A 25200-nucleotide genomic window follows, 5' to 3' on the forward strand; every position below is an offset into this window, starting at 1 on the left:
TGCTCATACACAGAAAGCACAATGCTATATGCCTTAAAGGCCCGCAGATCGGAGCAGTCCTTGGCGCCGCCTTCCGGGTCGGCCATCCTGGCCTCGCGCTCGGCAGCGCAGAAGCAGTGCTTCTGCTTCGAGCCTCGCCCCGCCTAGCTCCACCAAAACCAAAGGCCGCTCGAAAGAGCGGCCTTTTTCTTTATGGGTGTTTTTCGCCTAAGCCCAGGCCAAGGCGTCACTGACGCCTTTTTATGTGCGCTCACCCCTCCGGCTTACAGAGCCAGTGCTGCACCTGCCTCTGTGCCTTCCCCTTGCGGTTCATCCCCATCCCTAACCTTGGGCCACGCAGGCCCTTTTGAGGCGTCCAAGGGGCCGCAACAGAGCGTTTCTTTTCAACCCCTTACCCTTTGCCATCCCGGATGCTTTTATTGATCCAGCCCGTGGAGAAAAGCCGCTTTGGGCAATAACATGGAATATAACCAAGTGGAAAGGGGAAGCCGATGGAGGCGTTCTGGGTATCCTTCGGGATCTTTTGTGTCGGGCTGGTGCTGTTGGGGGTGGGTTTTAGCCGCCGCCAGGGCAACGGTGGTGTGCTGCTGATGTGGCTGGGCACCCTGTGCATGCTGGGTATCATCTGCTACCGCATCCTGGTGGCCATCGCCTGAAAAAGGGGCCCTTGGGGCCCCTTTTTTATTGCAAGCTGTCCTTGATGTCCTGCCAAACCGCTTCCATCAGCAGCGGCTGAGCCTGGGCGGTGGGGTGTATGCCGTCGGCCTGGAGCATGCCGTCGCCAAGGTCGATATCCCGGCCGAAAAAGGGCAGCCAGCGGGCCTGTTTTTCCTCGGCCACTTCCTTGAAGGCGGCTTTGAAGCTGTCCAGGTAGCGGGGGCCATAGTTGGGGGGCAGCCAGATCTCCATCACCATGGCGTCGGCACCGGCCGCCTGGCTCAGGCCCACCATCTTGGCCAGGTTCTGCTTCATGGTGGCGATGGGGTAACCGCGCAGACCGTCATTGCCCCCCAGTTCAATCAGCACCAGCTCGGGTTTGTGCTTGGCCAGCAGTGCCGGCAGCCTTCTCAGGCCCCCGGCCGTGGTCTCGCCGCTGATGGACGCATTGACCACCTGCCAGTCTGCTGCCTCGGTTTGCACCTTGTCCGACAACAGCCTCACCCAACTTTGCTCGGCCTTGAGGCCATAGCCGGCACTTAACGAGTCCCCCATCACCAGCAGGGTTTTGGTCCAGCCCAGGGGGCTTATCAGCAACAGCAACAACAACAGCTTACGCATAAGGGCTCCGTCAGTGGGTGGTACCGGCGCTCAGGTGCAGTTCCTCACCGCCGGCCAGCAGGCTGTCTATCAGGCAGCCAAGGGCGGCAACCTGCTGGGCCAGGGGCATGGCCGGGCTGCCCGGGTGGCGCTCGGCCTGCTGCGGCAAATAGGGCAGGTGCACAAAGCCGACCTGGGGCTGCCAGGGCAGGGCCTGGGCCAGGTGGCAGGCCCCGTAGAAAAGATAATTACACACATAGGTGCCGGCGCTGAAGGACAGCTGCGCCTCCAGCCGGTTTGCCTTCAGCTCTGTCAGCAGCCGCTTGACCGGCAGGGTGGAAAAGTAGGCGGCAGGGCCCTTGGGGTTGACCGGCACGTCTATGGGCTGGTGGCCGGCGTTATCGGGGATACGGGCGTCGATAAGGTTGATGGCCACCTTCTCCAGGCTGATGCCGCGCCGGCCCCCGGCCTGGCCTACCGCCAGTATCACCTGGGGCTCAAGGGCCCTGACGGTGTCTTCCAGCACCTGTAGACTCTGGCCGAAGGTGCAAGGCAGCATCAGGCTGGTGACGGCGTCCCGGTAGCCGGCCAGGGCCTTGACGGCCTCCCAGGAGGGGTTGATGGGTTCGGCATCGAAGGGTTCAAAGCCGGTTAACAGGATTTGGGTCACAGCAGCCACCATAACAGCAGGATATTGGCGATGAGCAGCAGCAGGGCCGTGGGCACCTGGGCCTTGATCACCGCGTGTCGGTCATCCAGTTCCAACAGGGCCGCCGGAACCAGGTTGAAGTTGGCGGCCATGGGGGTCATCAGGGTACCGCAATAACCGCTGAACATGCCGATGGCGGCCATCACGGCGGCGTTACCCTGGTACTGGTCGATAAGAAAGGGAATGCCGATACCGGCGGTGATCACCGGAAAGGCGGCAAAGGCATTGCCCATGATCATGGTAAACAGCGCCATGCCGAGGGCATAGGCGACAATGGCCCAAAAGCGCATGTCGTCTCCCAGCACCTGGCCCACCAGGGCCGCCACGGCGTCCCCCACCCCGGCCTTGGCAAAGAGGATGCCGAGGGTGGCCAGCATTTGCGGCAGTAACAGGGCCCAGCCGATGGCGTCCATCAGCCGGCTGTTTTCCCTAAGGCCCTGCACCGGCGCTTCGCGGGTCAGCCAGCAGGCCAGGGCAAAGGCCACAAGGCAAGCCAGGCCCAGGCTGATAAGGGTGGGATTGCCCACAAGGGGCAAACCCTGGTGGGCGGCCAGCCAGGGCAGGGACAGGCTGCCGGCCAGGGTCAGCAAAGGGATGGCCAGGGCCGGCCAAAACAGTTTATGGCCCAGGCGTTTGGCACTTTGCTGGCGCTGCACCGCATCGGGCTCCAGTGCCTTTTTCGGTTTCACCAGGTTAAGGCCCCCCACCAGGCCCATGGCTAGCACCAGGGCGCCGCAAAGGGCCGGGGGCAGCCAGTGGCCAATAAGGAAAAGGCCGCCGTAAAGGCCCCAGAACAGCGCCGAGGGCCAGCGTTTGGGGTGGGCTTTGTCCAGAGCTGTCAGCACCCCATTGGCCAGCAGCAACAGCCCCGCCAGGGCGAAAAACCACTCAATCTGCACCGGACGCTCCTTGCAGGCGCCGGCGCTGGCGGGCCAGTTGCCGGTCCAGGTAGAGCACCCGGCAGCCGTGGATAAAGAGCGCGCAAAGGGCGGTGGGAATGCCCCAGAAGGCAATGTGCAGGGGCTCGACGGCGATGCCGTTTTCGGTCAGGAAGCTGTGCATCAGGATCACGGCGCCAAAGGCCACGAAAATGTCTTCACCGAAGAAGAGGCCGACGTTGTCGGTGGCGGCGGCCATAGCCTTGAGGCGCTGTTGCTCGCCATGGCTCAGGGGGCCAAGGGCCTTGCTGGCCGCCCCTTCCACCATGGGGGCCAGCAGCGGCCTAACCATCTGCGGGTGGCCCCCAAGGCTGGTCAGCCCCAGGGCAGCGCTCAGCTCCCGCACCAGCAGGTACAGGGCCAGCAGCCTGCCGGCCGACACCCGCTTGAAGCGGCTTATCCACTGGCCGGCGTGTTCTCTTAGGCCATGGCGCTCCAGCAAGCCTATTACCGCCAGGGGCAGCACCAAGATAAGGGACAGGGTACGGGTACTGAGAAAGCCTTCTCCCAGGGCGCTGAGGATACCGCCAAAGGGCAGGGCGGCGGCCAGGCCCGTGACCACCCCGGCCAGGGTCACCACCAGCAGCGGATTGGCCCGTAGGGCAAAACCGACGATCACCACCGCCACCCCCAGCAGTGGCCAGTAAGAGACGGCGTCCATCAGGGCGCCCCTATCTGCACGCCAAGGGCGTCCAGGCAGCCCCGTAGCCGCTTGGCCAGGGCCAGGGCATGGAGGTTATCCCCATGCAGGCACAGAGTTTGGGCTTTTAGGGCCACCCATTGGCCCCCCAGGGCCTGCACCTGGCCTTGTTGCACCATGGCCAGCACCTGGGCCTGGACCTGGTCGTCATGGTCCAGCACGGCGCCGCTTTGGCTGCGCGGTTGCAAGCTGCCATCGGCCAGGTAGCGCCGGTCGGCGAAGACTTCCGACACCGCCGTCAGCCCTGCTTTTTCGGCTTCCCTAAGGCTGTGGCTGCCGGCCAGACCGTAGAGCTTGAGGCCAGGGTCCAGGGTTTTGACGGCGGCGGCGATGCAGGCGGCCAGGGCCGGGTCTTTGGCGGCCTGGTTATAGAGGGCGCCATGGGGTTTGACATGGTGCAGCCTGGCGCCCCTGGCCTCGGCCATGGCCTTGAGGGCGCCGCACTGGTAGAGCACCAGATCGGTGACGTCGGCGGGACTGAGGGCCATGGGTGTGCGGCCGAAATTGGCCCTGTCGTCAAAGCTGGGGTGGGCCCCTATGGCGACGCCATGAGCTATGGCCAAGTCCAGGGTACGGGCCATGGTGGCCGGGCCTCCGGCATGAAAGCCGCAGGCGATATTGGCGGAGCTGATAAGAGGCATCAGCTCGGCGTCAAAGGGGGCCTCTTCCCCCAGATCTGCGTTGAAATCAATGCTCAGCAATGAAGGCCTCCAGGTGTGCCAGGTAGTCGAGCTGCTGCTGCCAGGCCAGGCGGGCCTCTGCGGCGGTGGCCGGAATAAAGCCGATATGGCGGCCCGGGCCCAGTTGCCCCAGTTGCCACAGGTCGGCGGCAATCACCATGCCCAATTTGGGGTAGCCGCCGGTGGCCTGGGCATCCATACCGAGGATGATGGGCTGGCCGTTGCCGGGCACCTGCACAGTGCCCGGCAGCACCCCGTGGGAGGGCAGCTCGTCCCCCACCAGGCGGTTGAGTTTGGGGCCGGACAGGCGATAACCCATGCGGTTGGACAGGGAGCCTATGGTCCAGTCCGAATGCCAGAATAGGCCATGGGCCAGCTTGTCAAAGCTGTCGTATTCGGAACCGGGCAGCACCCGCAACCGCCCTGTGCCCGGGGTGCGCACCAGCAGCGGGCCGGCGAAGTCCCCGGCGGGGCGCCAGTCCAGCTCGTCGCCGGTGGCAAGGGGAGCATTAAAGCCCGACCCCAGGTCGGTACTGGCCGACCCCAGCACATGGGGCACCACCAGCTCGCCCGCCAGGGCCAAATAGGCGCGAAAGCCGCGTTTGGGCTGGCGAAAGTGCAGGATTTGCCCGGGCTCCACCTTGAAGCGCCAGCCCGGGGTAATGGGTTCGCCGTTGAAGCTGGCCCCCAGATCGGCGCCGGTCAAGGCCACCCAGCCACTTTGCTGGAAGCGCAGCTGGGTTTGGCCGAAGGTGATCTCAAGGGCCGGGGACAGCGGCGGTTTTTTCAGCAGCAGGTTGGCCACCTGCAAGGCCAGCATGTCCATGGCGCCGCTGGCGGGCACCCCCTGGCTGCGATAGCCGGGGCGGCCACCGTCCTGGATGCAGGCGAGGATCCCCGCTTTTAGGACTTCAATCACGGCTCACCTCGAATTGAATTTGATCCCCCGGTTGCAGCAGCGCCGGCGGAGACTGGTTGATGTCGAACAAGGGGGTGTCGGCATAGCCGATGATCTGCCAGCCGCCGGGGCTTTGGCGCGGGTAGAGGCCGGTTTGCTGGCCGGCGATGGCCACGGCCCCGGCCGGCACCTGTACCCTGGGTTCGGCCCGGCGCGGCATGGCCAGGCGCTTGTCCATGCCGGTGAGGTAGGCAAAACCGGGCATAAAGCCGATGAAAGCCACCTCGTAGGTGGCCTTGGCGTGGCGTTCGACAACGGCCTGCTCGGTCAGGCCGCTGTATTCCGCTACCTGGTGCAGATCCGGGCCCTGGTAGCGCACTTTTATCTTATGAAGCTGGCCGGCCGGGGCTGCCTCGGGGCGCTTGTCCCACAGCGCCAGGGCCTGCTGGGCCAGGGCGGGGATGTCGGCCAGGGGGCTATTTAGCACCAGGGTCAGGTTGCCCATGCCGGGCACTGCCTCACTCAGGGCCGGGGACTGGGCCAACTGCCGGGCCAGCCAGTGCAGCTGGCGCTGTGCGGCCGGGTCGGCTTCTTCCAGAGTTAACACCAGGGCCCTGTCTCCCAGGGCGGACCAGGTCAAAATCATAATGATCCCTCAAATGTCATGGCCTTAACCTAGCGATAACGCCGGCCAATTGCATCCCTGCTGCGACCAACCGCCAGCCTCTTGGCGTTAGATCCAAAGGCGGTTAAGGTCAGTATCAAGGAAGAAAAAGGAACGCCTCCATGACCCAAGCTGTAATCGAAGTTCGCCAGTTGGCCAAGGCCGTCACCAGTGCCGATGGCAGTGCCCTGCCCATCCTCAGCGGTGTGGAACTGGCTGTAAAGGCAGGAGAAACCCTTGCCATCATGGGGGCCTCCGGCTCTGGTAAATCTACGCTATTGGGGCTGTTGGCGGGGTTGGACCAGCCCAGCCAGGGCACTGTGGCCCTGGCTGGCAAAGACATGGCCAGCCTCAGCGAAGACCAAAGGGCGGCGCTCAGGGCCGACCAACTGGGCTTTGTGTTCCAGCAGTTTTTGCTGATCCCAAGCCTGAGCGCCCTGGAAAACGTCATGATGCCCGCCGAACTTCGGGGGGACAAAGACGCCCGGGCCCGGGCCAAGGATCTGTTGGAACGGGTGGGCCTTGGCCAGCGTCTTGGCCATTTTCCGGCCCAGCTCAGCGGCGGCGAGCAGCAAAGGGTGGCCATAGCCAGGGCCTTTATCACCAACCCGGCCCTGCTGTTTGCCGACGAGCCCACCGGCAACCTGGACACCCACACCGGCAGCCATGTGGCAGATCTGCTGTTTGCCCTTAACCGCGACTTTGGCACCACCCTTATCCTGGTCACCCACGACCCGGTGCTGGCCCGCCGCTGCCAGCGGGTACTGAGCCTCAAGGACGGCAAGCTGGAGGCCCTGGATGATGCGGCCTGAGCTGGTAGGGCGTTTTTTCTGGCGGGAGCTGAAAAGGGCCGACGTCCTTATCATGCTGGCCGCCATAGTGCTGGCGGTGGCCAGCGTGGTGTCCCTGGCCCGTTTTTCCGAGGTGCTCAACCAGGCCTTTAACCGCAAGGGCGCCAGCTTCCTGGCCGCCGATCTGGTGCTGCGCCACAGCCAGCCTTTGGACGCCGCCCTTGAAAAGCGCATCGAAGACAGCCCCTTGGCAAAGAGCCGCCAGACCCGCTTTACCACCATGCTTATCCAAGGGGATGCCATGGCCCTGGGGGCCCTGTACGCGGTGGATAAAAACTACCCCCTGCGGGGCCATGTCAAGGTGGCGGGCAGCCCCTTTGGCGAGGTCAGCGAGGTCCAGGGCGGCCCGCCCCCTGGGGAAATCTGGCTGGATAACCGCCTGGCCCAAGCCCTGGGGGCCAACAAGGGCGACAGCATAGAGGTGGGTTATGCCACTCTCAGCCTCAGCCGCTTTTTGATTGAAGCCCCGGACGTGGGCCTTAACGTCTTTGCCGCCGCCCCTCCCGGGCTGATGAACCAGGCCGACCTGGCCGCCACCAAGGTTATCCAGCCCGGCTCCCGGGTGGGCTGGCGCTGGCTGTTCAAGGGCAGCCCCAAGGCCCTGGCGGACTTTGAGGCAAGCCTTGACGATGCCTTGCCGGCCGGCGCCGAATTTACCGACATCACCAGGGCCAATTCCCCCATCAGCGTCGCCCTGCAAAGGGCCGAGCGCTTCTTGTTGCTGTCGAGCCTGATGGGGGTGCTGCTGGCGGCGGTAGCCATAGGGGTGGCGGCCCGGCGTTTTTGTGACTCCCACGTCGACACCGTGGCCCTGATCAAAGCCCTGGGGGGCACCCGCCGCCAGGTGGTGTGGCTCTTTACCGGCCAGCTGCTGCTGGTGCTGGCGGCCGGCTCCCTGCTGGGCCTGGGGTTGGGGCTGGGCTTGGTGCAGCTGTTGCTGGCCCAATACGGCGCCCTGTTGCCGCCGGATTTACCTGGGGCCAGCTGGGAACCGCTGTGGCTGGGGCTGGCGGTAGGGGCCATCTGCACCTTGGCCTTTGCCGCCTGGCCCTTGTGGCGGCTTTTGCAGGTGCCGCCCATCCGGGTGTGGCGGGAAGGGGCAGGGCAGGGGGATCAGGGCCGCGGCCATTACCTGCTGGTGCTGCTGGCGCTGTTTGGCGCCATCGGCCTTTTCACCCGTGACCTGAAACTGACCCTGGCGGTGGCGGCCGGGGTTGGGGTGGCGGTGCTGGCGGTGGCCCTGGCCAGCCTGCTGCTGCTAAAGGCGCTGGGGCGCAGCCGCCACCTGGGGGGCGCCTGGCGACTGGCGGTGGCTGGCCTTGAGCGGCGCCGGGGCGCCAGCCTGGTGCAGCTGGGCAGCTTTACCCTGGCCTTGATGCTGATGATACTGGTGCAGCTGATCCAGTCGGATCTGCTGGCCGATTGGCAAAAGAGCCTGCCGGAAGACGCCCCCAATTATTTCGTGGTGAACGTGGCCCCGGAGGAAGTGGAGGCGGTGCAGGGCTTCTTGCAGCGCTACGGCAGCCAGGCCTCGGATCTCTATCCGGTGGTGCGGGCTCGCCTTACCGCCATCAACGACCAGGCCACGGTGGAGCCGGAAGCCGGCGCAGAGCCGGCCCAGCGCGGCGGCCGGGTCGGCATCGACCGGGAACTGAACCTGACCTGGCGCCAAAGCCTGCCCCCCAACAACCAGCTGCAAGAAGGGAGCTGGTGGCAGCAAGGGGCCGGCGACCAGGTGTCGGTGGAGTCGGGGGTGGCCGAGCGGCTCAAGCTCAAATTGGGGGACCAGGTAACCTTCCGCCTGGGCTCCCAGGACTTCTCGGCCAAGGTCAGCAGTATCCGCAAGGTGGACTGGCAGTCGATGCAGCCCAACTTCTTTATGATTTTCAGCCCCTCGGTGCTGGCCGATTTCCCGGCCAGCTACATTGCCAGCTTCCACCTCGAGGCCCAGCACAGGGCCGAGCTTGGCCAGCTGCTGCGTAGCCACCCCACCCTGACCCTGATTGACGTGGACGCCATCATCAACCAGATCCGCAGCCTGATCAGCCAGGTGGCTTTGGCCCTGCGCTTTGTCTGGCTGCTGGTGGTGGCGGCTTCGCTGCTGGTGCTGCTGGCGGCGGTGCAGGCTAGCCTGGACGAGCGGCGCCGGGACCTGGGGGTATTGCGCACCCTGGGGGCGTCCGACCGCACCTTGCTGCGGGCCCTTGGCCTGGAATTTTTGCTGCTGGGGGGCCTGGCCGGGCTCTTGGCGGGGCTCACCAGCCAGCTCAGCCTCTACCTGCTGCAAACCCAGGTGCTGGATCTGCCGGTGAACCTGCACTGGCCCCTGTCCTTACTGGCCTTGGTGGGGGGCGCCCTGGGGGTGGCCATTCCGGCCCTGCTGCGGCTTTGGCCGTTACTGAGGCGCACGCCGCTGCGGCTTATCCGCAGCTAGGCCGGGGCCAGCAGCTCTTCCATCGCCAGCAGCAGCCGCTCCACCGGCAGGTCCGGCTGCTCGGCGCTGAGACCGGCCAGCAGCTGGTGGGCCGGCTGGGGGCTGGCCGCCAGCTCAAGGAGCCGTCTTGCCACCTTGTCCGGCACGAACAGCGACTCCTGGGCTCTGCCTCTGCCCACCAGTGTGGTGGGGGCCAGCTGCGGCTGGGCGGTACGAAAGCGCCAAAAGTCTGCCCTGGGCCAGCGCTGCTCGGCCTGGTAAATGCGCCAATGGTTGCCAAGGTACTGGCCAAAATCCTGGGCTACGGCGTCGTGGTAGGCCTTTTTGAGCTTACCGTCGCCGAACAGGGCGTCGGCGGCGGCCCTGGCCGCCTGAATGCCGGTGGCCAGGGCCCGGGGTATGCCGGAGGCGGACAAGGGATCGTGGCTGGCCACGGCGTCGCCAGCGGCAACGATGGGAGCCTTGTCTGGCGGCGGCGTGACCCGCGCCGAATAGGCCGGAGAGGCCCTGGGGGTCGGCTGCGGGCCATCTAAGCTTACCAGCCGGCGCAGGTGGCGGGTGCCGGCCAGCAGCGCAAACCAGGCATCGCCCTTGGCCAGGCGCTGCTGTTGGATGAGCCCCTGGTCGCTCATCAAGGACACCGCCAGCCTGCCGTCCGGCAGGGGCGAGCCATACCACCAGCCGTATTCGCAGGCCTCCACCAGGGTGAAGGCCTCGGTCTGCTGGCCGTCGGCCCTTGGCAACCAATTGGCCAGGCCCATCAGGTTGTCGTACCTGACCCTGACCGCCCCGGCTTGCAGCGACCAGGGGGAAGCCCGGCCGGCGGCGTCAATCACGTAACGGCAGGTCAGGTGCCGGAGCTGCCCTTGGGCATCCGTTACCTGTACCTGCCAACCTGCCTCAGTGCGGGCCAGCTGCTCGACCCGGCTTTGAGTCCACAGCTCGCCCCCTTGCTGCTGCACGGCATCGGCCAGCAGTTGTTCGAAGGCCCTGCGGTTCAGGCCCCAGCCGCTGCCGTGCAGGGTGAAAATAAAGTCCAGGCAATGGAGCTCGTCGCTGCCCCAGGCCGCCTGGTTGCCCCAGATGTTGAGTTGTTGCTGGCCGCTGAACGCCTCCCAGACTCCCAGGTAACGCAGCAGCTCCCGGGTGCCGGGGGACAGGGCCTCGCCGACCTTGTCCTGTTGGTAGTCCCCCCTTTCCACCACCAATACCTTGATGTCGGGCCGTTTTCTAAGGGTAAGGGCGGCGGCGGCCCCGGCAGGGCCGCCACCGATGATAAGGACGTCAAAGTCCGGCTTACTTGCTGGCATAGGCATTATTGAGGGCCGCCTGGGCCAGTTGGCTGTAGTTGCGCTCCGTTTCCACCAGGTAGGGAATGGCCTCGGTGCCACGGTTGATGATAAAGCCCAGCATGGACCAGGACTGGATCATCTGGCTGGCGGAGTTGATGCCGCGCTGGTATTCCACATTCTGGCCGGCGGGGATCACCGGTTGCTGGTCGATGTTGCTGACATAGGCGTCCAGCACCTGCTCGTGGGCCTCCAGGGCACCGGTAACCACGTTGAAAGGGCTTTGTGGCGGCCACCAGTAGACGTAGAAGGCCGGGGGCACCTCGATGCCGGAGCCGTCGGCCAGCTGGTTGACGTGGATGTCGGTGATGTTGGGGGTTTGCACCGTGCATTCGTGGAAGTCGGCCATCCAGGGAATGGCCATGCGCTTGGTGAGGTCCCCGGGCTCGCAGCCGCCACCGGCGGTTTCGTCGGCGCTGATGGACAGGCCGTGTTGGATGTAGTGGTTGGCCATTTCCTGGTAGCCGCCGTTGTCATGGGCCAGGGCCAGCTGGAAGGGCTTTTGGTAAATGGGGGCGTTGCGCACGCTCCAGGTCACCTCTATGCCCGGGGAGAAGGGCCCTCCTACGCAGTTGCTGATATCCACCAGATCCAGGGCGGCGCCCGGATCTGGTTCGGCAGCCGGTTCGGTGCAAAAACGGCCGGCCGCCCATTGGTGCAGGTAAAAATACTGGGTGGGGGTCAGGCTCAGGAACTTGTAGATGGGGCCTTGGTTGGTGACCGAGTTGTCGCCGGAGTTCAGTGGCATCAGCGGTACGCCGTCGGCGGCGAACAGCTGGGCCGGGCCCTTTTTCAGCTGGGCGTAATGTTGCTGGTAGTCCTCTGGCAGCAGCGGCAGCCGGAAGTAGTGGAAGTAGGCCCAGCGGTTGGCGGCGTTGGCCGGGGAGTTATCGCGGATATCGAAGTCGGGGTGGGCAAACTCGGTCATGGTGGGCACGTTGGCCACCCATTTATAACCGCCGGGGCGGCGGATGATGGGCAGTACGTCCCGGTCGAAATTGACCACATGCTCGGGGTTGAAGCCCTGCAAGGGGTGGTAGCCGGGCAGTTCGGGGAAATGGCCCTGGGTACCGGGGAACAGGGCCGGGTCGGCGTCCAGCTTGCGAATGGCCACATCGGCCATGGTATCGGCCAGGGTAATGATATTGACCGTCTCGGGGGCGAACTTGGGGCTGCCGACCAGCAGCCAGGCCGAGTCGGCCTCATGGACGCTGCCGTCGCTCAAGGTCACCCGCGCTACCACAAAGCCGTCCGAGATATCGTCCCAGTAGCCGGCAGCGCCGCGAAAGGAGGTGATGTCTGCCGAGCCGGTGACCCTGCCAAAGCCCCCCAAAGCCACCAGGTTGCCTTTGGCGTCCATGCGCAGCTCGCCCAGCACGTCGATTTGCTGGCCACCGGCACTGGCGGGCGGGAAGGAGCCGCAGTGGTAGTCGGCGGGGATGTTGTAGCGGCTGAAGGCCACCTGGCTGTGGGGCTGGGTGATGGAGCGCGGGCCTGGGTCGATGATCAGGGCCTGGCGGGCCTTATGGTCGGTGACATCGGGATTGTTGTGGGGCACATGCTGGTTTGCGTAACTGTTGTGGTGGCCAAATTCCAGATCACCCTGCAGCTCGGAGAAGGTGTACCAGATGGGCTTTTTGTTGGCGATGTGGACAGTCCACTCGATCTTGGCCACCTCGGGGCTGTCCAGGTTGATCTCCTGGCCCTGGCCGTCCTGGTCGTAGCGAAACAGCCTGAATTTGGCGGCCTGGCGCTTGATGGCACCGGTGCGGTCTTTGAAGCGAAGGGGCTCGCCGGGCTGTTCGTTGCCCCATTGGTCGCAGGGGATGGGCAGCCCCCCAGTCTTGGTTGGCGCCAGGTAAAACTCGTCGATGCTGTTGCCGAGCCGGGCAACACCGATACGGGGGTGGATCTCGAAACGTGAGGACATGACATTCATCCCTAAGCTGTCTGATGGCTGCCGCTGCGCGGCAGGGTAGTTCCCTTACGGCTAGGAGGGTGGCACCGGCATGGCCGGGGCACAGGCGTTTAGAGTATTGGTAGCAAGTGGTCAATCTGCAACCAGTGGTCTTTGAAGTGACGCCATTTACGGTCAAAATTATACCCGTGGGGGTATGTTGATCTTGCCGCCTCTAACATATACCCTTGGGGGTATATAGGAGGTGCTTATGTCATTGCCCGTTTCTGCCTGCCATCAATTTTCCGACACCCTGTACTGCGCCGGCCAGCCCAGCGCCGCAGAGCTGGCCGCCTGCCGCGACCAGGGGGTGAAGACCGTTATCAACCTGACCCTTAGCAAGGAACAGCCCTTTGACGAAGCGGCCGAGGCCAAGGCCCTGGGCCTTGGCTACCACCATCTGCCCATCGCCGGCCCCCTGGATATGAACCCGGCCAATTGCCAGGCCCTCAAGGCGCTGCTGGCCGAGGCTCAAGGGCCGGTGCTGCTCCATTGCGGCACCGCCAATAGGGCGGGGGGTATGTTGGCGGCCCTGGCCTATCACTGTGACGGCCAGCCGCTGGACCAGGCCTTGGCCCTGGGCCGCAAGGGCGGCCTGACCCAACTCGAAGGCGCGGTGCGCCAATGTCTGTGTGGAGGTGAATGATGAACGTCGACAAAGTGGTGATGCGATTTGCCGGCCTGATGGTGCTGGTCAGCCTGCTGCTGGCCTGGGCCTTCAGCCCTTACTGGCTGTGGTTGACCGCCTTTGTGGGGGCCAATCTGTTCCAAGCTTCCTTTACTGGATTTTGCCCCCTGGCGATGCTGCTGAAAAAGCTCGGGGTTAAAACCGGCACTGCCTTCTAAGGAGCCAGGATGACCCGCCTGCTTGCCCTTGTGCTGTTGGCCTGGCCGGCCCTGGCTGCGCCATTGACCCTAAAAACCCAGACCCTGGCCGACACCCTGGCCCTGGAAGGCCTGGTGGAAGCCAGCAACAGCGCTACTGTGTCGGCCCAGACCTCGGGCCGGGTGGCCCAGGTGCTGGTGGATGTAGGGGACCAGGTTCCGGCGGGGGCCGTTATCCTCAGGATCCACGCCCTGGAGCAATCCCAGGCCCTGGACCGAGCCAAGGCCAGCCTGGCAGCCAGCCAGGCGGCCCTTACCCAGGCCCGCCAGGAATGGCAGCGGGTGTCGAGCCTGGTGGCGCAAAAGCTGTTGCCCCAGGCCGAACTGGACAAGGCCAGGGCCAGCCTCGACAGCGCCAGCGCAGGCGCCAAGGCGGCCAAGGCGGCGGTAGCTACCGCCGATGAACAGCTGGCCTACACCGAGATCAAGGCCCCCTACAGCGGCGTGGTCAGCGCCCGGCTGGTGGAACCCGGGGAGCTGGTGCTGCCCGGCACGCCGCTGATGAGTGGTTTTGACCCGGCCAGTTTGCGCCTGCACCTGGATCTGCCCGCCAGCCTGGCCAGTGCTGCCCGCCAATACCAGTGGGCCAGGGTGGCCGGCCAGGCCCCGGACAAGCTGCTGTTTTTCCCCACCGCCGACGGCCAGAGCGGCACGGTGCGGCTGCGCCTGCAGCTGGGGCCGGCCTTCGCCGCCATGCCGGGGCAATGGCTGAAGGTGGTGGTCAAAGTGGGTGAGCACCAGGGCCTGCTGGTACCCAAGCGCCTGGTCAAACGCCAAGGAGAACTGCAACTGGTGCGGATGGCCGGCGGCAGCTGGCGGGCGGTGCGGCTGGGGGCGGCCTTGGGGGACCAGCTGGAAGTGCTGAGCGGCCTTGGCGCCGGTGAGGAGCTGGCCGATGACTAAGCTCGGTGTGGCGGGCCGCCTGGCCGCCTGGGGCGAGCGTTCCCGGCTGACGCCGCTGCTGGCCCTGTTCGGGCTGCTGCTGGGGCTGCTGGCCGCCACCATCACCCCCAGGGAAGAAGAGCCGCAAATCGACGTGACCATGGCCGATGTGATGGTGGCTTTTCCCGGCGCCCGGGCCCAGACCGTGGAGTCGGCCCTGGCCACCCCCCTGGAGCAGCACCTGGCGCGGATGAGCGGTATCGACCATCTCTACTCCCAGTCCCGCCCCGGCCAGGCCTTGGTGACGGTGCAGTTCAAGGTGGGGGTGGACCGCCGCCAGGCCCAGACCGAACTCTTTGACGCCCTGGCCTCCTGGTCCGGCAGTGGCGCTTATGGCCAGCCCCTGGTGAAGATCCGTGGCATCGAAGACGTGCCGGTACTGACCCTGACCTTAAGCGGCCAGGGGGATCTCAAGGCCCTGGCCGACACCCTCAAGGGGCCCTTGCAGAACGTGCCCGGGGTTAGGGAACTGACCATCATCGGCGCCGAACCGGAACAGGTGGAGCTGACCCTGGACCAGGGCGCCCTGGCCCGGCTGGGGCTGGATCTTGGCCGGGTTGCCCAGGCGTTGTCGGCCCAGAACCCCAGCATGCAGGCCGGCTACCGCCTGGACGGCGGGCTGATGGTGCCGGTGCAGGCCGGCCACTTTATCGACAGCCTGCACAGCCTTAACAACCTGGTGGTGACAGTGGTGGACGGCCGGCCGGTGTTGTTGTCGCAGTTGGCGCAAATTCACCCCGGCCCCTCGGTGCCCAGCCGCTATGTCTGGACCCGTGAGCGGGGCGGCGAGGCGGCCCCGGCCCTGACCCTGGCCATCACCAAAAAGGCCGGTGAAAACGCCGTGACCGTGGCCCAGGCCCTGCTGGCGCGGCTGGACAGCCTCAAGGCCCAGTGGCTGCCACCGGGGCTCAAGGTGGAGGTCAGCCGCAACTACGGCCAAACCGCCGATGACAAGGCCAACACCCTGATCCACAAGCTTATCTTTGCCACCCTGTCGGTGGTGGCCCTGGTGCTGCTGACCCTGGGGCGGCGCGAGGCCCTGGTGGTAGGCAGCGCCGTGGTGCTGACCCTGGCGGTGACCCTCTTTGCCTCCTGGGCCTGGGGCTTTACCCTCAACCGGGTGTCCCTCTTTGCGCTGATTTTTTCCATCGGCATCCTGGTGGACGACGCCATAGTGGTGGTAGAGAACATCCACCGCCACCTGGCCATGGGCAAATCCCTGAAAACCGCCATCCCCGGCGCCGTCGACGAAGTGGGAGGCCCCACCATACTGGCCACCTTTACCGTTATCGCCGCCCTGTTGCCCATGGCCTTTGTCAGCGGCCTGATGGGCCCTTATATGAGCCCCATCCCCATCAACGCCTCCCTTGGCATGCTGCTGTCACTGCTGATCGCCCTGACCGTCACCCCTTGGCTGGCTCGCCACCTGTTAAAGGACCAGGGCCATGGCCAGGGCGCGCCAAGCCCCCTGGAAGGCTTCTTTGCCCGGCTGATGGGGCCCTTTGTAGCCAGGCGGCGCAACCGCTACCTGCTGGGCTTTGGCCTTATCGCCCTGATTGTGCTGGCCTTGGGCCTGGCCGGGGTGCAGGCGGTGGTCTTGAAGATGCTGCCCTTTGACAACAAGTCCGAACTGAAAGTGGTGCTGGACATGCCGGAAGGCACCAGCCTGGAAGACACCAACGGGGTGCTGCTGGCCATGGCCGATGCCTTGGATGATATCGACGAGGTGACCGGCAGCCAGGTGTATGCCGGTACCGCCTCTCCCATCGGTTTTAACGGCCTGGTGCGCCAATACTATTTGCGCCAGGGGGCCAACCTGGGGGACATCCAGGTCAGCCTCAAGGACAAGCACCAAAGGCGCCGCTCCAGCCACCAACTGGCCCTGGCTATCCGCGCCCGGCTGCTGCCCCTGGCCAACGGCGGCGCCCTTAAAGTCGTGGAAGTGCCCCCCGGGCCGCCGGTGCTGGCGCCCATAGTGGCGGAGGTGTACGGCCCTGACCGCCACCAGGGCGCCCAGGCAGTGCTTGCGGCCCTGGCCGCCACCGACGGCATCGTCGATTTGGACAGCACCCTGGTGGCGGACCGCTCAGAAGAGATATGGCAGCTAGACCGGCAAAAGGCGGCGCTGCTGGGGGTGAACCCCCAGGCGGCGGCCCAGGCCCTGACCGGCGCCCTGTCGGGGCTGGATGTAACCTACCTGGCCCTGGCCGGCCAGACCGAGCCGGTGGCGCTGCGCCTGCGCCTGCCCGGGGCCTTGCAAGGGCAGCTGGCCCAGCTCGAGGGGGTTAGCGTTACCAGCCTGGGCGGCCACAGTGTGCCCTTGGCCGAACTGGTGGCGCGCCAGCGTGTTCCCTTTGACCAGCCCCGTTACCACAAAGACCTGCGGCCCGTGGTCTATGTCACGGCGGATATGGCCGGGGCCCTGGACAGCCCCCTTTACGGCCTCTTTGCTGCCGCCGGCCGCCTTGCCTTGCCCCAAAGCTATACCACCCAGCCGAACCAATGGACGGGGGCCGCCGTCAAATGGGACGGGGAATGGCAGATCACCTTCGAGACCTTTTGCGACATGGGCCTGGCCTACGCCGTGGGCCTGGTGCTTATCTACCTGCTGGTGGTGGGGCACTTTGGCAACTACGCGGTGCCCCTGGTGATCATGGCCCCCATTCCCCTGACCCTTATCGGCATCATGCCCGGCCATGCCCTGCTGGGTGCCCAGTTCACTGCCACGTCCATGATCGGCATGATCGCCCTGGCCGGCATCATAGTGCGTAACTCCATCTTGCTGGTGGAGGTGATCAACAGCGAAGTGGCGGCGGGCCAACCCCTGGAGCAGGCGCTGGTGCGGGCCTCGGCCCTGAGGGCCAAGCCCATAGTGCTGACGGCGCTGGCGGCCATGCTGGGGGCCCTTTTTATCCTCGATGACCCCATCTTCAACGGCCTGTCGGTGAGCCTGATCTTCGGCATGGCGGTCAGCACCCTGCTGACCCTGCTGGTGATCCCCTTGCTCTACGGCGCCTTGCTGCGCCGCACTGGACAGGCCAAGGCAGGTGCAGGATGATGAGCCCCCCTTTACCCCAGGAGCCGCCCATGCAACCCACGGCAGAACAACAAGACAAGATGCTCAAGCGCCTGGCGCGGGTGGAAGGGCAGCTGCGCGGCGTGCAAAAGCTGATCCGCGAACAGGCCGACTGTGAAAAGGTGATGCAGCAGCTCACCGCCTCCCGCAAGGCCCTGGACAAGGCGTTTTTCGAGATGATGGCTTGTGTTATCGAGGGCAATGCCCTGGAGGACAGCGGCGCCGACGCCCAGGAGCGAATGGCGGAAATTCGCCGGCTGCTCACCAAGTACGCCTGAGAAAAAAGGCCGCGTTGTGCGGCCTTTTTCAATGGGGCAATTGTTGCAGTAGCGCCTGGCCTCTGGGGCTTGCCAGCAGCCAGCCCAGGGCGCCAAGGTTCAGTAGCACTGTGGCCCAGAACAGGGCGCGAAAGGCCGTTTTCTTGGACTTGTGGCGGAAAAAGTACTGGGCCATGGCTGCCCCTGGCCAGCCACCGGCCAGGGCCAGCAGGTGCAGGGTATTCTCCGGGGTGCGCCACTGGTTGCGCTGCGCCGCGTGCTTGTCGCGGGCGTAGAGCAGCAGGCTTAACAAGCTGGCGCCAAGGTAGACAAACGCCAGGGCCATGGGCAGCAGCCGCACCAGCCCCAGGGCCAGCATCACCAGCAAAAACACCAACCCCAAGGCTGAGCCAAAGCCGCCGCTTTTGCCCTGGGGCCGCCCTTGGTCTTTGACCAGCCGCACCGCCACCGCCTGGTAGCGGCCACTGGCGTCCTTGGCCAGGCGGTAGTGGATAAGGTCCCCTTCCTGTGGGCGCCGGCCGCGCCCTGCAAAGGCCTTGATGTGCACGAAGGCGCGGGTACCGCCGCCGTTGGGCTCCACAAAGCCAAAGCCCTTGTCGTCGTTCCAGTTGCTCAGCCGTCCCTGGTATCTCATGGTCATTCCGTCAGGCTTTTTCTGCCTTATACCCTTAAACCGCCGGCCAGCACCAGGGCCAGGCTCAGCAGCACCAAACCCAGGTTCACCAAGGCCCTGCCGGCCAAGGGCAGGGCGCCGTAGTCCAGGGCCCAGGCCTTGCTGGCCAGCACCAGCAGGCCCATCAGGGCAAACCAGGGGGTAAACAGCAGGGCCGGGCCGCCCCTGGCCAGCATGGTCACGGCGTCATGAAGGGCGCCGCAGCCCACAAAGGTCAGCCAAAGGGCCAAAGGCCCTGGCAGCCAGCGGCGCAAGGGGCGATAGAGCCGATAACCCAGGTAATAGCTGAAGATGGGGTTCCAATAAACCCAGAAAAGGTCAAAGCCGGGGGCACCCAAGGCCCTTACCAGCATGGCCCCAAGGGACCCTTTGGCGCCAAGGGGGCGGCCGTTTCGTTTTTTGACGTATTGGGTAAGGCTGGGGGTCAAGGCTTACTCCAGGGCCGGTGCCTTGGTTGAGGCGGAGCCATACGCCTTGATGGCCACCAGGCACAGGGCCAGGGCGCTCAGATCCAGGGCTACACGGGTGCCGCTGTCGAGCACAAACATTACCCCCAGCAGGCGAAAATCGCTCAGGGCCAGGTGCGCGCTGGCCAGCTGTATGCCCAGCACCTGTAGCAGGTAGAGGCCGGCGGTCAGCAGCAGGGCTCGGCGCTGGCGGCGCAGCACCAAAATCCCAAGGGCGGCCTTGGCCAGGGGCAGGGCCAGCAGCATCAGCCCCTGGGCCAGGCTAGGGGTAAATAGCTCGCTGCCGGCCGCAATAGCCCGCGAGGCGCCGCCGGCGGCGTCCAGCAGCAACAGGCCTGCCACCAGTTGGGTCCAGGGGGTGTGGCGGGGGAAGGGGGTCATGGGTTACTCCTTTTTTTTGCCGACTCTAGCGCACCTGGCGGCGCCCCGGCAGGGCAAAGTGGTTGCAAATTGTGTCTTGGGGAGCGCTGAGGGGCCTTGAATGACCTTTACTAATCAAATGCTTGCGCCGAGATTGCCATTGCCAAGGGGCCAGGGCTGCACTAGCTTGGAAGGACATGGACCGAGCTTTGGCAAACCCCAACAATCAGGAGGGCTAAGGATGAAAGTCACCATCAATGTGGAATGCACCCCGGAGGAGGCCCGTGCCTTTTTGGGGCTGCCGGATGTCAAACCGGTCCAGGCCGCCATGATGGCCCAATTCGAGGATCGCCTGAAAGCGGGGTTGGAGGGCATGGACCCCCAGACCCTGGCCAAGCAGTGGTTCCCCGGCGCCGATATCAAGGCCTTTGAGGCACTGCAAAAGGCCTTTTGGGCGCAGATGATGGGCAAGGCCACAGGGCAGGGCTAGGGCCCTAGAGATCCGGAAATCGCGCCTTGCGCTCTTGGGTGTAGGCCCACCAGGGCTTGGGGCTGTCCCCTTCCATAAAGGCGGTCACCGACATCAGCACGTCCAGCACGCAAGGGTCTTGGCGGCTGCCGGTCAAGGCGCACAGGCGCAGGTAAAGATCAAAAGGGTCCTGGCCCTTGAGATCGGCCGGGGTCTTGATGCCCAGCAGCCTAAGGTCAGCGGCCCCGGCCTTGCCGATATTAGGAAGATCGGTCAGCGCCTTTAGCCGCGCGCGGCTGACCTTATCGGGGTTCATGGCCCGGCTCCGTCTTTGCGGCCATTAGCATTCTTCCTTTTGCGAGACATCCACATAGTTGTTGCCCTCGTCGGCCGGCAGTTGATAGGCCAGGTTGTGGCTCAGGCGCTGGGTTTGGCCGTTATGCAGGTGCAGTGTCACCTCAATCTGGAACATGCCCCAGGTCCAGAAGGTGATGGAAAAATTGTTACGGCGGTTGGCCGAGCGGCGCAGCGGGTTAGTGAAGGTGGAATGGAGCCGGTATTCGACGAAGCTTATCTGGTCCAGGTCCCGCTCTTCACCGTCTATCCAGACCCCCAGGTGGTAATGGTCACGGCCATTGGGGCTGAACCTCTTGTACTTGATGCGGCCGTCGCTGCTGCGAATGACGTTCTGTTTTATCTGAATATCCATGGCCTTATCCTCGAGTCACTTCGACAATGCCTTCGGCGTCTTCGGTGGGGAATTCGTCAGGGTCCGGCTTGCTGTCCAGGCCCTGGGTAAAGGTGAGCTTGGATATGCCGTGCAGGCGCACCGCCTCCTTGGCCTTGGCCGACCACTGGCCGATGTTCATGATGCGAAGCCCGGTGTACTTCTCGGCCTTTTCGTTGATCTGCTGAATAAACAGGCCCGGGTCCTTGGGGGCCTTGGCGTGGCCAAGGTCTATCACGAAGTTGTAGAGATCCCGCTGCAGGCCGTCCAGGGCCTTTTGGTTCATCCAGGCCTGGGCCGACAACTCTTCCCAGCGAAAATGCTTGTCCACCAGGGTCAAGGAGCCGGTGACCACACCGAACACCGCCACCAGGTATTCGGTGGCCGATACCTGCAGAAAAATGGGCACCGAGCAGACCCCGGTCAAAAAGCCGACGCTGATGGTGGCCCACTTGAGCTTGTCGGCCTGGCGGGCCAGCTGGTCGGCATTGGCCACATAGGCCAGGCGAAAGGTCTCCATGTGTTCCCAGGCGTCCTTGGCACGCATCACCAAGGCGTTGAATTGGTGCTGGTTCATTGCGCTATGTTCCTGTCGTTTCGTCATGCCAGGGGCCTTGATGCGGCTTGGCCCTGTGTCGTTTCTGCCCCCTTCACCCCTGGGCCGGGAACCACTCTGAGGTATCCATGCGCACCCCCCTTAGGGCGGCGCTTTGTTGGTGGGCGCCAAAGAGGGACTTGGCAAAATAGCCCAGCAGCAGGGAGCGGCGCCTGGCACCGCTGCGGTTGACGCTAGCGGCGTGCACCAGGTCGGCGTCAAACACCAGTATGTCCCCCGCCTTACCCTCCAGCTGCATGGCTTTGGCTTCAAAGTCGGCGTCGGCCCGGGCGGCGTCAAATGGACCGCGATGGCTGGCGGGCACCAGGCGGGTGGCACCATTGGCCGGGCCGTAGTCGTCGAGGTAGGCGATGGCATTGACCGTATCCCCCGGCCGCTGGGCCGACAGATCCCGGTGCAGCCGCTGGTAGCCGCCCCCGCCAAGGGGTTCACGCCCCTCCACCTGGGCCAGGAAAAAGTCCTCGCCAATCAATGCCCCCACCACGGCCAGCAGCGGCGGTAAGCGACATAGCGCCTGCACCTTGGGGTCCAAGTCCACCAGGGCATGGCGCCAATCCGGACCCCTGGGCACAGGCCACTGCGCCGAGGGCCTCACCCCTTCATCAAAGGCCTGGCGAAGGCCTGCCAGCCAGGTGGGGGGTATGGCTTGTCTTAATAGGGCGTAGCCCTGCTGCTGGATTTGTTGGCTTTCAAGGGCCAGCTCGGTGAGCCCTGGAGGCGTCATGGCAGTGCCTTTTACCGACACGAGTCCAGTCCTTGCTCTATGGCCGACCTAGTCCTGGCGGTTAAGGCTTTCATTACGTCTTGCCACTATGGCCTGGAGTTCTGACAACAGCTGGTCTGCGTCGGCATCTGACTTTTCGGCTGCCAGGCCAATAATGTCCACTTCATGGCGGGACTGGCGGTTGATGCGCCAGTTCACCTCAAAATCCAGGGCGGCGATAAGGGTAGTGATCACCGCCGCGACGGCGGCGCAGATGGCGGCGACGTCGCTGTGGGATGCAAAGTAGTGGCCATCGAGTTTGCCAATCACTGCCGCCGCCGTGCTGAATACGGCAGAAAGAACCAGCAGAGCGCGGTAGGAGAGCTTCCAGCGCAAGGCGGAGCGGCGGTACTTCTGCGCATATTGTGCGAGCAGGCTGCGCACGTACTGTAGATTTTCCCCTGACATGGTGTTCTTCCTTTCCCCATCTGAAGACAGAGACGGTGGCCCTTTTCTGTAACGGTAGGCCAGCATCGGTTCTATGAGTAAAAAGCAATGTAAACAATTTGGCAACATCCTTGCTGCTGGCTTTAAAAGCGAGGAAAGTCAGCAGCTTGGTTTGCCAAGCTCCGGGCAAGGATGCTTTGGCTACCGCAGTGGTGGGGGACATGGGCAAATATTTAAGTTAGGTCATGCAAGCAAAACCAGGGCGACTAGGCTTGGTAGTTGCCCTGCTTGCCAGGGCAACCGGATATCGCCGTTGCCAAGACTGAGAACCGGCAGGGACGATAAGCATGTACACATCGGAGGTGACCATCATGTCGACAACCGTCAGCTTTTACGGCAACCACAATTTCAAAGACTTTATCGCCAGTTACACCGGGCCCCAGGCACAGCCTGACCCCGGGATCAGCTACATCGACTCCCTCAAGGTCGGCCCCAATACCTGGCTTATCGCTTACCAGCAGCATAACTACGGCGGCGATGCCCTCAAGGTCGGTCCCAATAGCAGCCACTCTGACCTGCACAAGGTCAGCCGGGGCAGTGGCAACTGGAAAAACCAGATCTCCAGTTTTGTGGTGTATGACCACCAGCCCAGCTTTTGGAACAGCAGCAACCAGCCCAAGCTGGACTTGCAGGTTGGCACCCTGATTTTCGCCGAAGACGGCGACTTTGCCGGGGACGCCAGGGTATACAGCGGCAACCACCAGCAAGGGGATCTAAACGAGGTCAACTACACCTCGGTCAGGGACTCCGAGAGCGCCCGGGATATGAAAAACAACATTACCTCCCTAGCCACAGGCCAAAACCAATGGCTGGATGTGTTCGATGACCTCAATTTCTCCGGCAATCGCCTGAAAGTGCCCCCCAATACCGCGCATAAAGATCTGCAAGACGTCCGCAGGGGGGACAATGATGACTGGAAGAACCAGATCCAGAGCTTTCGCTGCTTTGACGCTACCTCAGAACCGGGCCCCTGGAGCCTGGATCTGAGCCAGAGCTACTTTGATGAGCAGTATCCCAACTACTGGGAGGATGACAAGCTGGCCGGTGACGCCATTGACTACCAGACCCAGGATGCCTCCTACCGCATCTACCAACCTGTCTTGTCTTTTCCAAGCAATGGCATGGTCGCCGAGATTGAAATAAACCATATCGTAGCCGCCTCCACCGATGACACCTCCAACCTGACCTTGACCTTCAACGCCGACAAGCAACTGACCCAGGTCCAGCAGGATTGGCAGGCCGGCAGTGCCTTTGAGGTCCCGCCTTGGTTGATCAAGGTGGTCGATGCCGCCGTGGAAATGGAAGGGGTGCTGGCGATGCTGGCCACCGCCGGTATTTCCGAAGAGGCGGCCCAGGACTTTGTGGCGATCTTCGATGCCGCCTGTAACACCTTCAACAAGATCTGTAGCGTTATTGCCAATATCAGCGAGAGTGACGGTGGCCGCTTCTACATGATCCCGGTGAGCTGCCATACCATTGCCAGGGCCTGCCTGGCGGTGACCCAGGGCCAGCCCCAGGGCGACAGCGCCCTTAGCGTCGACTACAACCGCGTCACCAGCATGTTGCAAGGCAGTGGTTGGCAGCAGGCACCGGCAACCAATGGCAATCTGAACAAAAAAACCGAGTACCACTACCAGGGCCATGCCTGCCGCACCTGGTATTACGAGGTGACCCAGATGCGCCAAGGGGCCGGTATGCTGGTGAGCTGTAAGGTGGACCTGGAGGTGTCGTCAGAGTACGACGATCACCTGGTGCTGATGATGGGCTTTGTGGCCAGCGACGCTGGCCCGGTGCCGATGTTTGCCCAGGCCACGGTGCAGTGCCTGGCCAACAAGGACGCTGCCAACCCCAATGTCATAGGCCAGCCTGTCTACAGTACCCAGGCCAGCCCGGTCAGCGACTTTGGGCAGGCGATAGCCGATTCCCTCAGCCAGGTCTACGACCAGGACTTTGGTAGCGACAACGCCAACATGCGGTCCCTGCCGGCCCTGGCCCAGTTTAATGTCAATGCCATGATTGCCGCCGTCACCGGCAACTAAGGTGGTGCCTGCTAAAAAAGGCGGCCTGGGGCCGCCTTTTTTACTCTCACCAGCCGCTTTGGCAACGGCCCTGGCCGTCGAAGGCCAGGGTACGGCCCGATAGGGGCAGGTAGGCCGGCAGGGTTACGGCTTTTAGAAACAGGGCGCTGCGGGTATCGGGCTGCAGTTGGCCCTTTTCGGTGGCCACCTCATTGGCATGGGAGGCAATGACGCTGGCCGGCTTTAACCACTGTTCCACCACGAAGGCCGCTTCCTTCGGGCCTGTGGTGTAGGTATCGCCGATGTTGATCACCGCCAGGCCGGGGCGGTAATAGTCATGCACCACATACTTTTGCTCGGCGCTCAGGCCGGTGTCCCCGGACAGGTAGGCCACCAGGCCATTGCTGAAACGCAGGATAAAACCGGTGGCAGGGCCGGCGTCGCCCTTGATCCCGGCCTCGGCCATGGCGCTGCCCAGGTCGCCGCCAATCCATTCGGGGCCGACGCCATTGCTGTGGATGGCCGGCACTGTGCTGATGGTGACGCCGCCAACCTTGAGTTGGCCGCCAAAGCGCACCAGCAAGGACTGGCGCGGATCGCCCCCAAGGGCCTTGAGTTTGGCGGCAAAAAAGGCTGGCATCTCAGACCCGGAAACCAGCTTGGCTTTTTTGCCCAGGGCAATGGCCACGGCATTGCCGTAGGGAAGGTCCGATTGCATCGGCCCGGTCTGGGCGCAGCCGCTATTGGGGCCCTTGATATGGGCATTACCCAGGTGGTCGCCGTGCAGGTGGCTGACCAAGACCCCATCGATATGGCCAAGGCGCGGGTCGCTGGCACCGGCGACGGTGCGGCCTGGGTCGAACAACAGGCGGGTGCCGTCAGGATCTTCAAACAGCAGGGCCCTGTCCTGGGGGCAAAATTCCCCCTCCTGGCTGCCAAGGGGAGTTACCTTGACCAGGGCGGCCAGGGCCTGACCGGTATTGAGTAACAGCAGGAGGATGAGCAGCTTGGCCATGGGAGCCGTCCTTTGATGGCGTTGACG

The 25200-nt window shown here is 64.1% G+C and carries 28 protein-coding genes; 10 read left to right on the top strand and 18 right to left on the bottom strand.

The window, feature by feature from the left end; all coding sequences use genetic code 11:
- Positions 1 to 491: 491 nt before the first annotated feature.
- A complete protein-coding gene (locus B3C1_RS20430) occupies positions 492 to 656 on the top strand; it encodes a hypothetical protein (RefSeq protein WP_008483189.1) in 165 nt (54 codons plus the stop codon).
- A 25-nt stretch (positions 657 to 681) separates the two neighbouring features.
- On the opposite strand, the gene B3C1_RS04400 is transcribed toward B3C1_RS20430, so the two are convergent.
- Genes B3C1_RS04400 through pxpB form a run of 7 tightly spaced genes read right to left on the bottom strand, consistent with a single transcriptional unit; the run spans position 682 to position 5828 of the window.
- On the bottom strand, positions 682 to 1278 hold the full coding sequence (locus tag B3C1_RS04400; protein WP_008483190.1) for an arylesterase: 597 nt from the start codon (positions 1276 to 1278) through the stop codon (positions 682 to 684).
- A 10-nt stretch (positions 1279 to 1288) separates the two neighbouring features.
- Positions 1289 to 1927, bottom strand: coding sequence for a pyroglutamyl-peptidase I (gene pcp, locus B3C1_RS04405; RefSeq protein ID WP_008483191.1), 639 nt, complete (start codon positions 1925 to 1927; stop codon positions 1289 to 1291).
- A complete protein-coding gene (locus B3C1_RS04410; protein WP_008483192.1) occupies positions 1924 to 2865 on the bottom strand; it encodes a DUF979 domain-containing protein in 942 nt (313 codons plus the stop codon). The genes pcp and B3C1_RS04410 overlap by 4 nt, the downstream gene beginning before the upstream one ends.
- Positions 2855 to 3568 (bottom strand): DUF969 domain-containing protein, encoded by a 714-nt coding sequence (locus tag B3C1_RS04415; RefSeq protein ID WP_035481150.1) that lies wholly within the window; start codon positions 3566 to 3568, stop codon positions 2855 to 2857. Before B3C1_RS04415 ends, B3C1_RS04410 begins: the two co-directional genes overlap by 11 nt.
- Positions 3565 to 4302: a 5-oxoprolinase subunit PxpA gene (gene pxpA / locus B3C1_RS04420; RefSeq protein WP_035481202.1), complete on the bottom strand. Its 738-nt coding sequence runs from the start codon at positions 4300 to 4302 to the stop codon at positions 3565 to 3567. The genes B3C1_RS04415 and pxpA overlap by 4 nt, the downstream gene beginning before the upstream one ends.
- Positions 4292 to 5203, bottom strand: coding sequence for a 5-oxoprolinase subunit C family protein (locus B3C1_RS04425; RefSeq protein ID WP_008483195.1), 912 nt, complete (start codon positions 5201 to 5203; stop codon positions 4292 to 4294). Before B3C1_RS04425 ends, pxpA begins: the two co-directional genes overlap by 11 nt.
- A complete protein-coding gene (gene pxpB, locus B3C1_RS04430; protein ID WP_008483196.1) occupies positions 5196 to 5828 on the bottom strand; it encodes a 5-oxoprolinase subunit PxpB in 633 nt (210 codons plus the stop codon). Before pxpB ends, B3C1_RS04425 begins: the two co-directional genes overlap by 8 nt.
- Before the next feature lie 140 nt (positions 5829 to 5968).
- Between pxpB and B3C1_RS04435 the strand changes: the two genes are divergently transcribed.
- Together B3C1_RS04435 and B3C1_RS04440 are read left to right on the top strand one after the other, a co-directional pair.
- A complete protein-coding gene (locus tag B3C1_RS04435; protein ID WP_008483197.1) occupies positions 5969 to 6658 on the top strand; it encodes an ABC transporter ATP-binding protein in 690 nt (229 codons plus the stop codon).
- Entirely contained in the window at positions 6645 to 9131 is a 2487-nt protein-coding gene (locus B3C1_RS04440; RefSeq protein ID WP_008483198.1) for an ABC transporter permease, read from the top strand. Before B3C1_RS04435 ends, B3C1_RS04440 begins: the two co-directional genes overlap by 14 nt.
- Here B3C1_RS04440 and B3C1_RS04445 read toward each other — a convergent pair.
- Positions 9128 to 10441, bottom strand: a complete 1314-nt coding sequence (locus tag B3C1_RS04445; RefSeq protein ID WP_035481153.1) for an NAD(P)/FAD-dependent oxidoreductase — start codon at positions 10439 to 10441, stop codon at positions 9128 to 9130. The genes B3C1_RS04440 and B3C1_RS04445 overlap by 4 nt on opposite strands.
- Entirely contained in the window at positions 10428 to 12410 is a 1983-nt protein-coding gene (gene lodA, locus B3C1_RS04450; RefSeq protein WP_008483200.1) for a CTQ-dependent lysine 6-oxidase LodA, read from the bottom strand. Before lodA ends, B3C1_RS04445 begins: the two co-directional genes overlap by 14 nt.
- Positions 12411 to 12648: 238 nt before the next feature.
- Between lodA and B3C1_RS04455 the strand changes: the two genes are divergently transcribed.
- Genes B3C1_RS04455 through B3C1_RS04475 form a run of 5 tightly spaced genes read left to right on the top strand, consistent with a single transcriptional unit; the run spans position 12649 to position 17618 of the window.
- A complete protein-coding gene (locus B3C1_RS04455) occupies positions 12649 to 13083 on the top strand; it encodes a protein tyrosine phosphatase family protein (RefSeq protein ID WP_008483201.1) in 435 nt (144 codons plus the stop codon).
- Positions 13083 to 13283, top strand: coding sequence for a YgaP family membrane protein (locus tag B3C1_RS04460; RefSeq protein ID WP_008483202.1), 201 nt, complete (start codon positions 13083 to 13085; stop codon positions 13281 to 13283). The genes B3C1_RS04455 and B3C1_RS04460 overlap by 1 nt, the downstream gene beginning before the upstream one ends.
- A gap of 9 nt (positions 13284 to 13292) precedes the next feature.
- Complete coding sequence (locus tag B3C1_RS04465; RefSeq protein ID WP_008483203.1) at positions 13293 to 14225, top strand: efflux RND transporter periplasmic adaptor subunit; 933 nt, start codon at positions 13293 to 13295, stop codon at positions 14223 to 14225.
- The gene (locus B3C1_RS04470; protein ID WP_008483204.1) at positions 14218 to 17322 is read left to right on the top strand and encodes an efflux RND transporter permease subunit; all 3105 of its coding nucleotides are present in this window, start codon (positions 14218 to 14220) and stop codon (positions 17320 to 17322) included. Before B3C1_RS04465 ends, B3C1_RS04470 begins: the two co-directional genes overlap by 8 nt.
- Before the next feature lie 29 nt (positions 17323 to 17351).
- On the top strand, positions 17352 to 17618 hold the full coding sequence (locus B3C1_RS04475; RefSeq protein WP_008483205.1) for a metal-sensing transcriptional repressor: 267 nt from the start codon (positions 17352 to 17354) through the stop codon (positions 17616 to 17618).
- 28 nt (positions 17619 to 17646) lie between these two features.
- Here the strand turns inward: B3C1_RS04475 and B3C1_RS04480 are convergent, their stop codons facing one another.
- Genes B3C1_RS04480 through B3C1_RS04490 form a run of 3 tightly spaced genes read right to left on the bottom strand, consistent with a single transcriptional unit; the run spans position 17647 to position 19139 of the window.
- Complete coding sequence (locus tag B3C1_RS04480; RefSeq protein WP_035481208.1) at positions 17647 to 18252, bottom strand: DUF1294 domain-containing protein; 606 nt, start codon at positions 18250 to 18252, stop codon at positions 17647 to 17649.
- Positions 18253 to 18278: 26 nt separating this feature from the next.
- A complete protein-coding gene (locus B3C1_RS04485; protein ID WP_008483208.1) occupies positions 18279 to 18719 on the bottom strand; it encodes a hypothetical protein in 441 nt (146 codons plus the stop codon).
- Between the two features lie 3 nt (positions 18720 to 18722).
- Positions 18723 to 19139 (bottom strand): hypothetical protein, encoded by a 417-nt coding sequence (locus B3C1_RS04490; RefSeq protein ID WP_008483209.1) that lies wholly within the window; start codon positions 19137 to 19139, stop codon positions 18723 to 18725.
- 220 nt (positions 19140 to 19359) lie between these two features.
- On the opposite strand from B3C1_RS04490, the gene B3C1_RS04495 reads away from it, so the two are divergent.
- Complete coding sequence (locus B3C1_RS04495; protein WP_008483210.1) at positions 19360 to 19608, top strand: DUF6489 family protein; 249 nt, start codon at positions 19360 to 19362, stop codon at positions 19606 to 19608.
- Positions 19609 to 19612: 4 nt separating this feature from the next.
- Here the strand turns inward: B3C1_RS04495 and B3C1_RS04500 are convergent, their stop codons facing one another.
- The 5 genes from B3C1_RS04500 to B3C1_RS04520 all read right to left on the bottom strand — a co-directional run bounded on the left by B3C1_RS04500 (position 19613) and on the right by B3C1_RS04520 (position 22101).
- Entirely contained in the window at positions 19613 to 19903 is a 291-nt protein-coding gene (locus B3C1_RS04500) for a helix-hairpin-helix domain-containing protein (RefSeq protein ID WP_008483211.1), read from the bottom strand.
- A gap of 24 nt (positions 19904 to 19927) precedes the next feature.
- A complete protein-coding gene (locus tag B3C1_RS04505; RefSeq protein ID WP_008483212.1) occupies positions 19928 to 20296 on the bottom strand; it encodes a pYEATS domain-containing protein in 369 nt (122 codons plus the stop codon).
- 4 nt (positions 20297 to 20300) lie between these two features.
- Entirely contained in the window at positions 20301 to 20891 is a 591-nt protein-coding gene (locus B3C1_RS04510; protein WP_008483213.1) for a hypothetical protein, read from the bottom strand.
- A 73-nt stretch (positions 20892 to 20964) separates the two neighbouring features.
- Positions 20965 to 21654 carry a phytanoyl-CoA dioxygenase family protein gene (locus B3C1_RS04515; protein WP_035481159.1) on the bottom strand — a complete coding sequence of 230 codons (690 nt, stop codon included), beginning with the start codon at positions 21652 to 21654 and terminating at the stop codon, positions 20965 to 20967.
- A gap of 48 nt (positions 21655 to 21702) precedes the next feature.
- Positions 21703 to 22101, bottom strand: coding sequence for a hypothetical protein (locus tag B3C1_RS04520; protein ID WP_008483215.1), 399 nt, complete (start codon positions 22099 to 22101; stop codon positions 21703 to 21705).
- Positions 22102 to 22451: 350 nt separating this feature from the next.
- On the opposite strand from B3C1_RS04520, the gene B3C1_RS04525 reads away from it, so the two are divergent.
- Positions 22452 to 24179 (top strand): hypothetical protein, encoded by a 1728-nt coding sequence (locus B3C1_RS04525; RefSeq protein ID WP_156804448.1) that lies wholly within the window; start codon positions 22452 to 22454, stop codon positions 24177 to 24179.
- A 46-nt stretch (positions 24180 to 24225) separates the two neighbouring features.
- Here B3C1_RS04525 and B3C1_RS04530 read toward each other — a convergent pair whose 3' ends face one another.
- On the bottom strand, positions 24226 to 25173 hold the full coding sequence (locus B3C1_RS04530) for an MBL fold metallo-hydrolase (protein WP_008483217.1): 948 nt from the start codon (positions 25171 to 25173) through the stop codon (positions 24226 to 24228).
- Between the last annotated feature and the right edge of the window lie 27 nt (positions 25174 to 25200).

The sequence above is a fragment of the Gallaecimonas xiamenensis 3-C-1 genome (assembly GCF_000299915.1).
Taxonomy (GTDB): Bacteria; Pseudomonadota; Gammaproteobacteria; order Enterobacterales; family Gallaecimonadaceae; genus Gallaecimonas; species Gallaecimonas xiamenensis.

What these genes read in the sequence shown, in the direction of transcription:
- B3C1_RS04455 (WP_008483201.1), top strand. Translation starts at nt 12,649, where the DNA reads ATGTCATTGCCCGTTTCTGCCTGCCATCAATTTTCCGACACCCTGTAC.
- B3C1_RS04515 (WP_035481159.1), bottom strand. Translation starts at nt 21,654, where the DNA reads ATGACGCCTCCAGGGCTCACCGAGCTGGCCCTTGAAAGCCAACAAATC.
- pxpB (WP_008483196.1), bottom strand. Translation starts at nt 5,828, where the DNA reads ATGATTTTGACCTGGTCCGCCCTGGGAGACAGGGCCCTGGTGTTAACT.
- B3C1_RS04510 (WP_008483213.1), bottom strand. Translation starts at nt 20,891, where the DNA reads ATGAACCAGCACCAATTCAACGCCTTGGTGATGCGTGCCAAGGACGCC.
- B3C1_RS04500 (WP_008483211.1), bottom strand. Translation starts at nt 19,903, where the DNA reads ATGAACCCCGATAAGGTCAGCCGCGCGCGGCTAAAGGCGCTGACCGAT.
- lodA (WP_008483200.1), bottom strand. Translation starts at nt 12,410, where the DNA reads ATGTCCTCACGTTTCGAGATCCACCCCCGTATCGGTGTTGCCCGGCTC.
- B3C1_RS04445 (WP_035481153.1), bottom strand. Translation starts at nt 10,441, where the DNA reads ATGCCAGCAAGTAAGCCGGACTTTGACGTCCTTATCATCGGTGGCGGC.
- B3C1_RS04470 (WP_008483204.1), top strand. Translation starts at nt 14,218, where the DNA reads ATGACTAAGCTCGGTGTGGCGGGCCGCCTGGCCGCCTGGGGCGAGCGT.
- B3C1_RS04505 (WP_008483212.1), bottom strand. Translation starts at nt 20,296, where the DNA reads ATGGATATTCAGATAAAACAGAACGTCATTCGCAGCAGCGACGGCCGC.
- B3C1_RS04490 (WP_008483209.1), bottom strand. Translation starts at nt 19,139, where the DNA reads ATGACCCCCTTCCCCCGCCACACCCCCTGGACCCAACTGGTGGCAGGC.
- B3C1_RS04465 (WP_008483203.1), top strand. Translation starts at nt 13,293, where the DNA reads ATGACCCGCCTGCTTGCCCTTGTGCTGTTGGCCTGGCCGGCCCTGGCT.
- B3C1_RS04400 (WP_008483190.1), bottom strand. Translation starts at nt 1,278, where the DNA reads ATGCGTAAGCTGTTGTTGTTGCTGTTGCTGATAAGCCCCCTGGGCTGG.
- B3C1_RS04525 (WP_156804448.1), top strand. Translation starts at nt 22,452, where the DNA reads ATGTCGACAACCGTCAGCTTTTACGGCAACCACAATTTCAAAGACTTT.
- B3C1_RS04480 (WP_035481208.1), bottom strand. Translation starts at nt 18,252, where the DNA reads ATGAGATACCAGGGACGGCTGAGCAACTGGAACGACGACAAGGGCTTT.
- B3C1_RS20430 (WP_008483189.1), top strand. Translation starts at nt 492, where the DNA reads ATGGAGGCGTTCTGGGTATCCTTCGGGATCTTTTGTGTCGGGCTGGTG.
- B3C1_RS04440 (WP_008483198.1), top strand. Translation starts at nt 6,645, where the DNA reads ATGATGCGGCCTGAGCTGGTAGGGCGTTTTTTCTGGCGGGAGCTGAAA.
- B3C1_RS04475 (WP_008483205.1), top strand. Translation starts at nt 17,352, where the DNA reads ATGCAACCCACGGCAGAACAACAAGACAAGATGCTCAAGCGCCTGGCG.
- B3C1_RS04520 (WP_008483215.1), bottom strand. Translation starts at nt 22,101, where the DNA reads ATGTCAGGGGAAAATCTACAGTACGTGCGCAGCCTGCTCGCACAATAT.
- B3C1_RS04460 (WP_008483202.1), top strand. Translation starts at nt 13,083, where the DNA reads ATGAACGTCGACAAAGTGGTGATGCGATTTGCCGGCCTGATGGTGCTG.
- B3C1_RS04435 (WP_008483197.1), top strand. Translation starts at nt 5,969, where the DNA reads ATGACCCAAGCTGTAATCGAAGTTCGCCAGTTGGCCAAGGCCGTCACC.
- B3C1_RS04495 (WP_008483210.1), top strand. Translation starts at nt 19,360, where the DNA reads ATGAAAGTCACCATCAATGTGGAATGCACCCCGGAGGAGGCCCGTGCC.
- B3C1_RS04530 (WP_008483217.1), bottom strand. Translation starts at nt 25,173, where the DNA reads ATGGCCAAGCTGCTCATCCTCCTGCTGTTACTCAATACCGGTCAGGCC.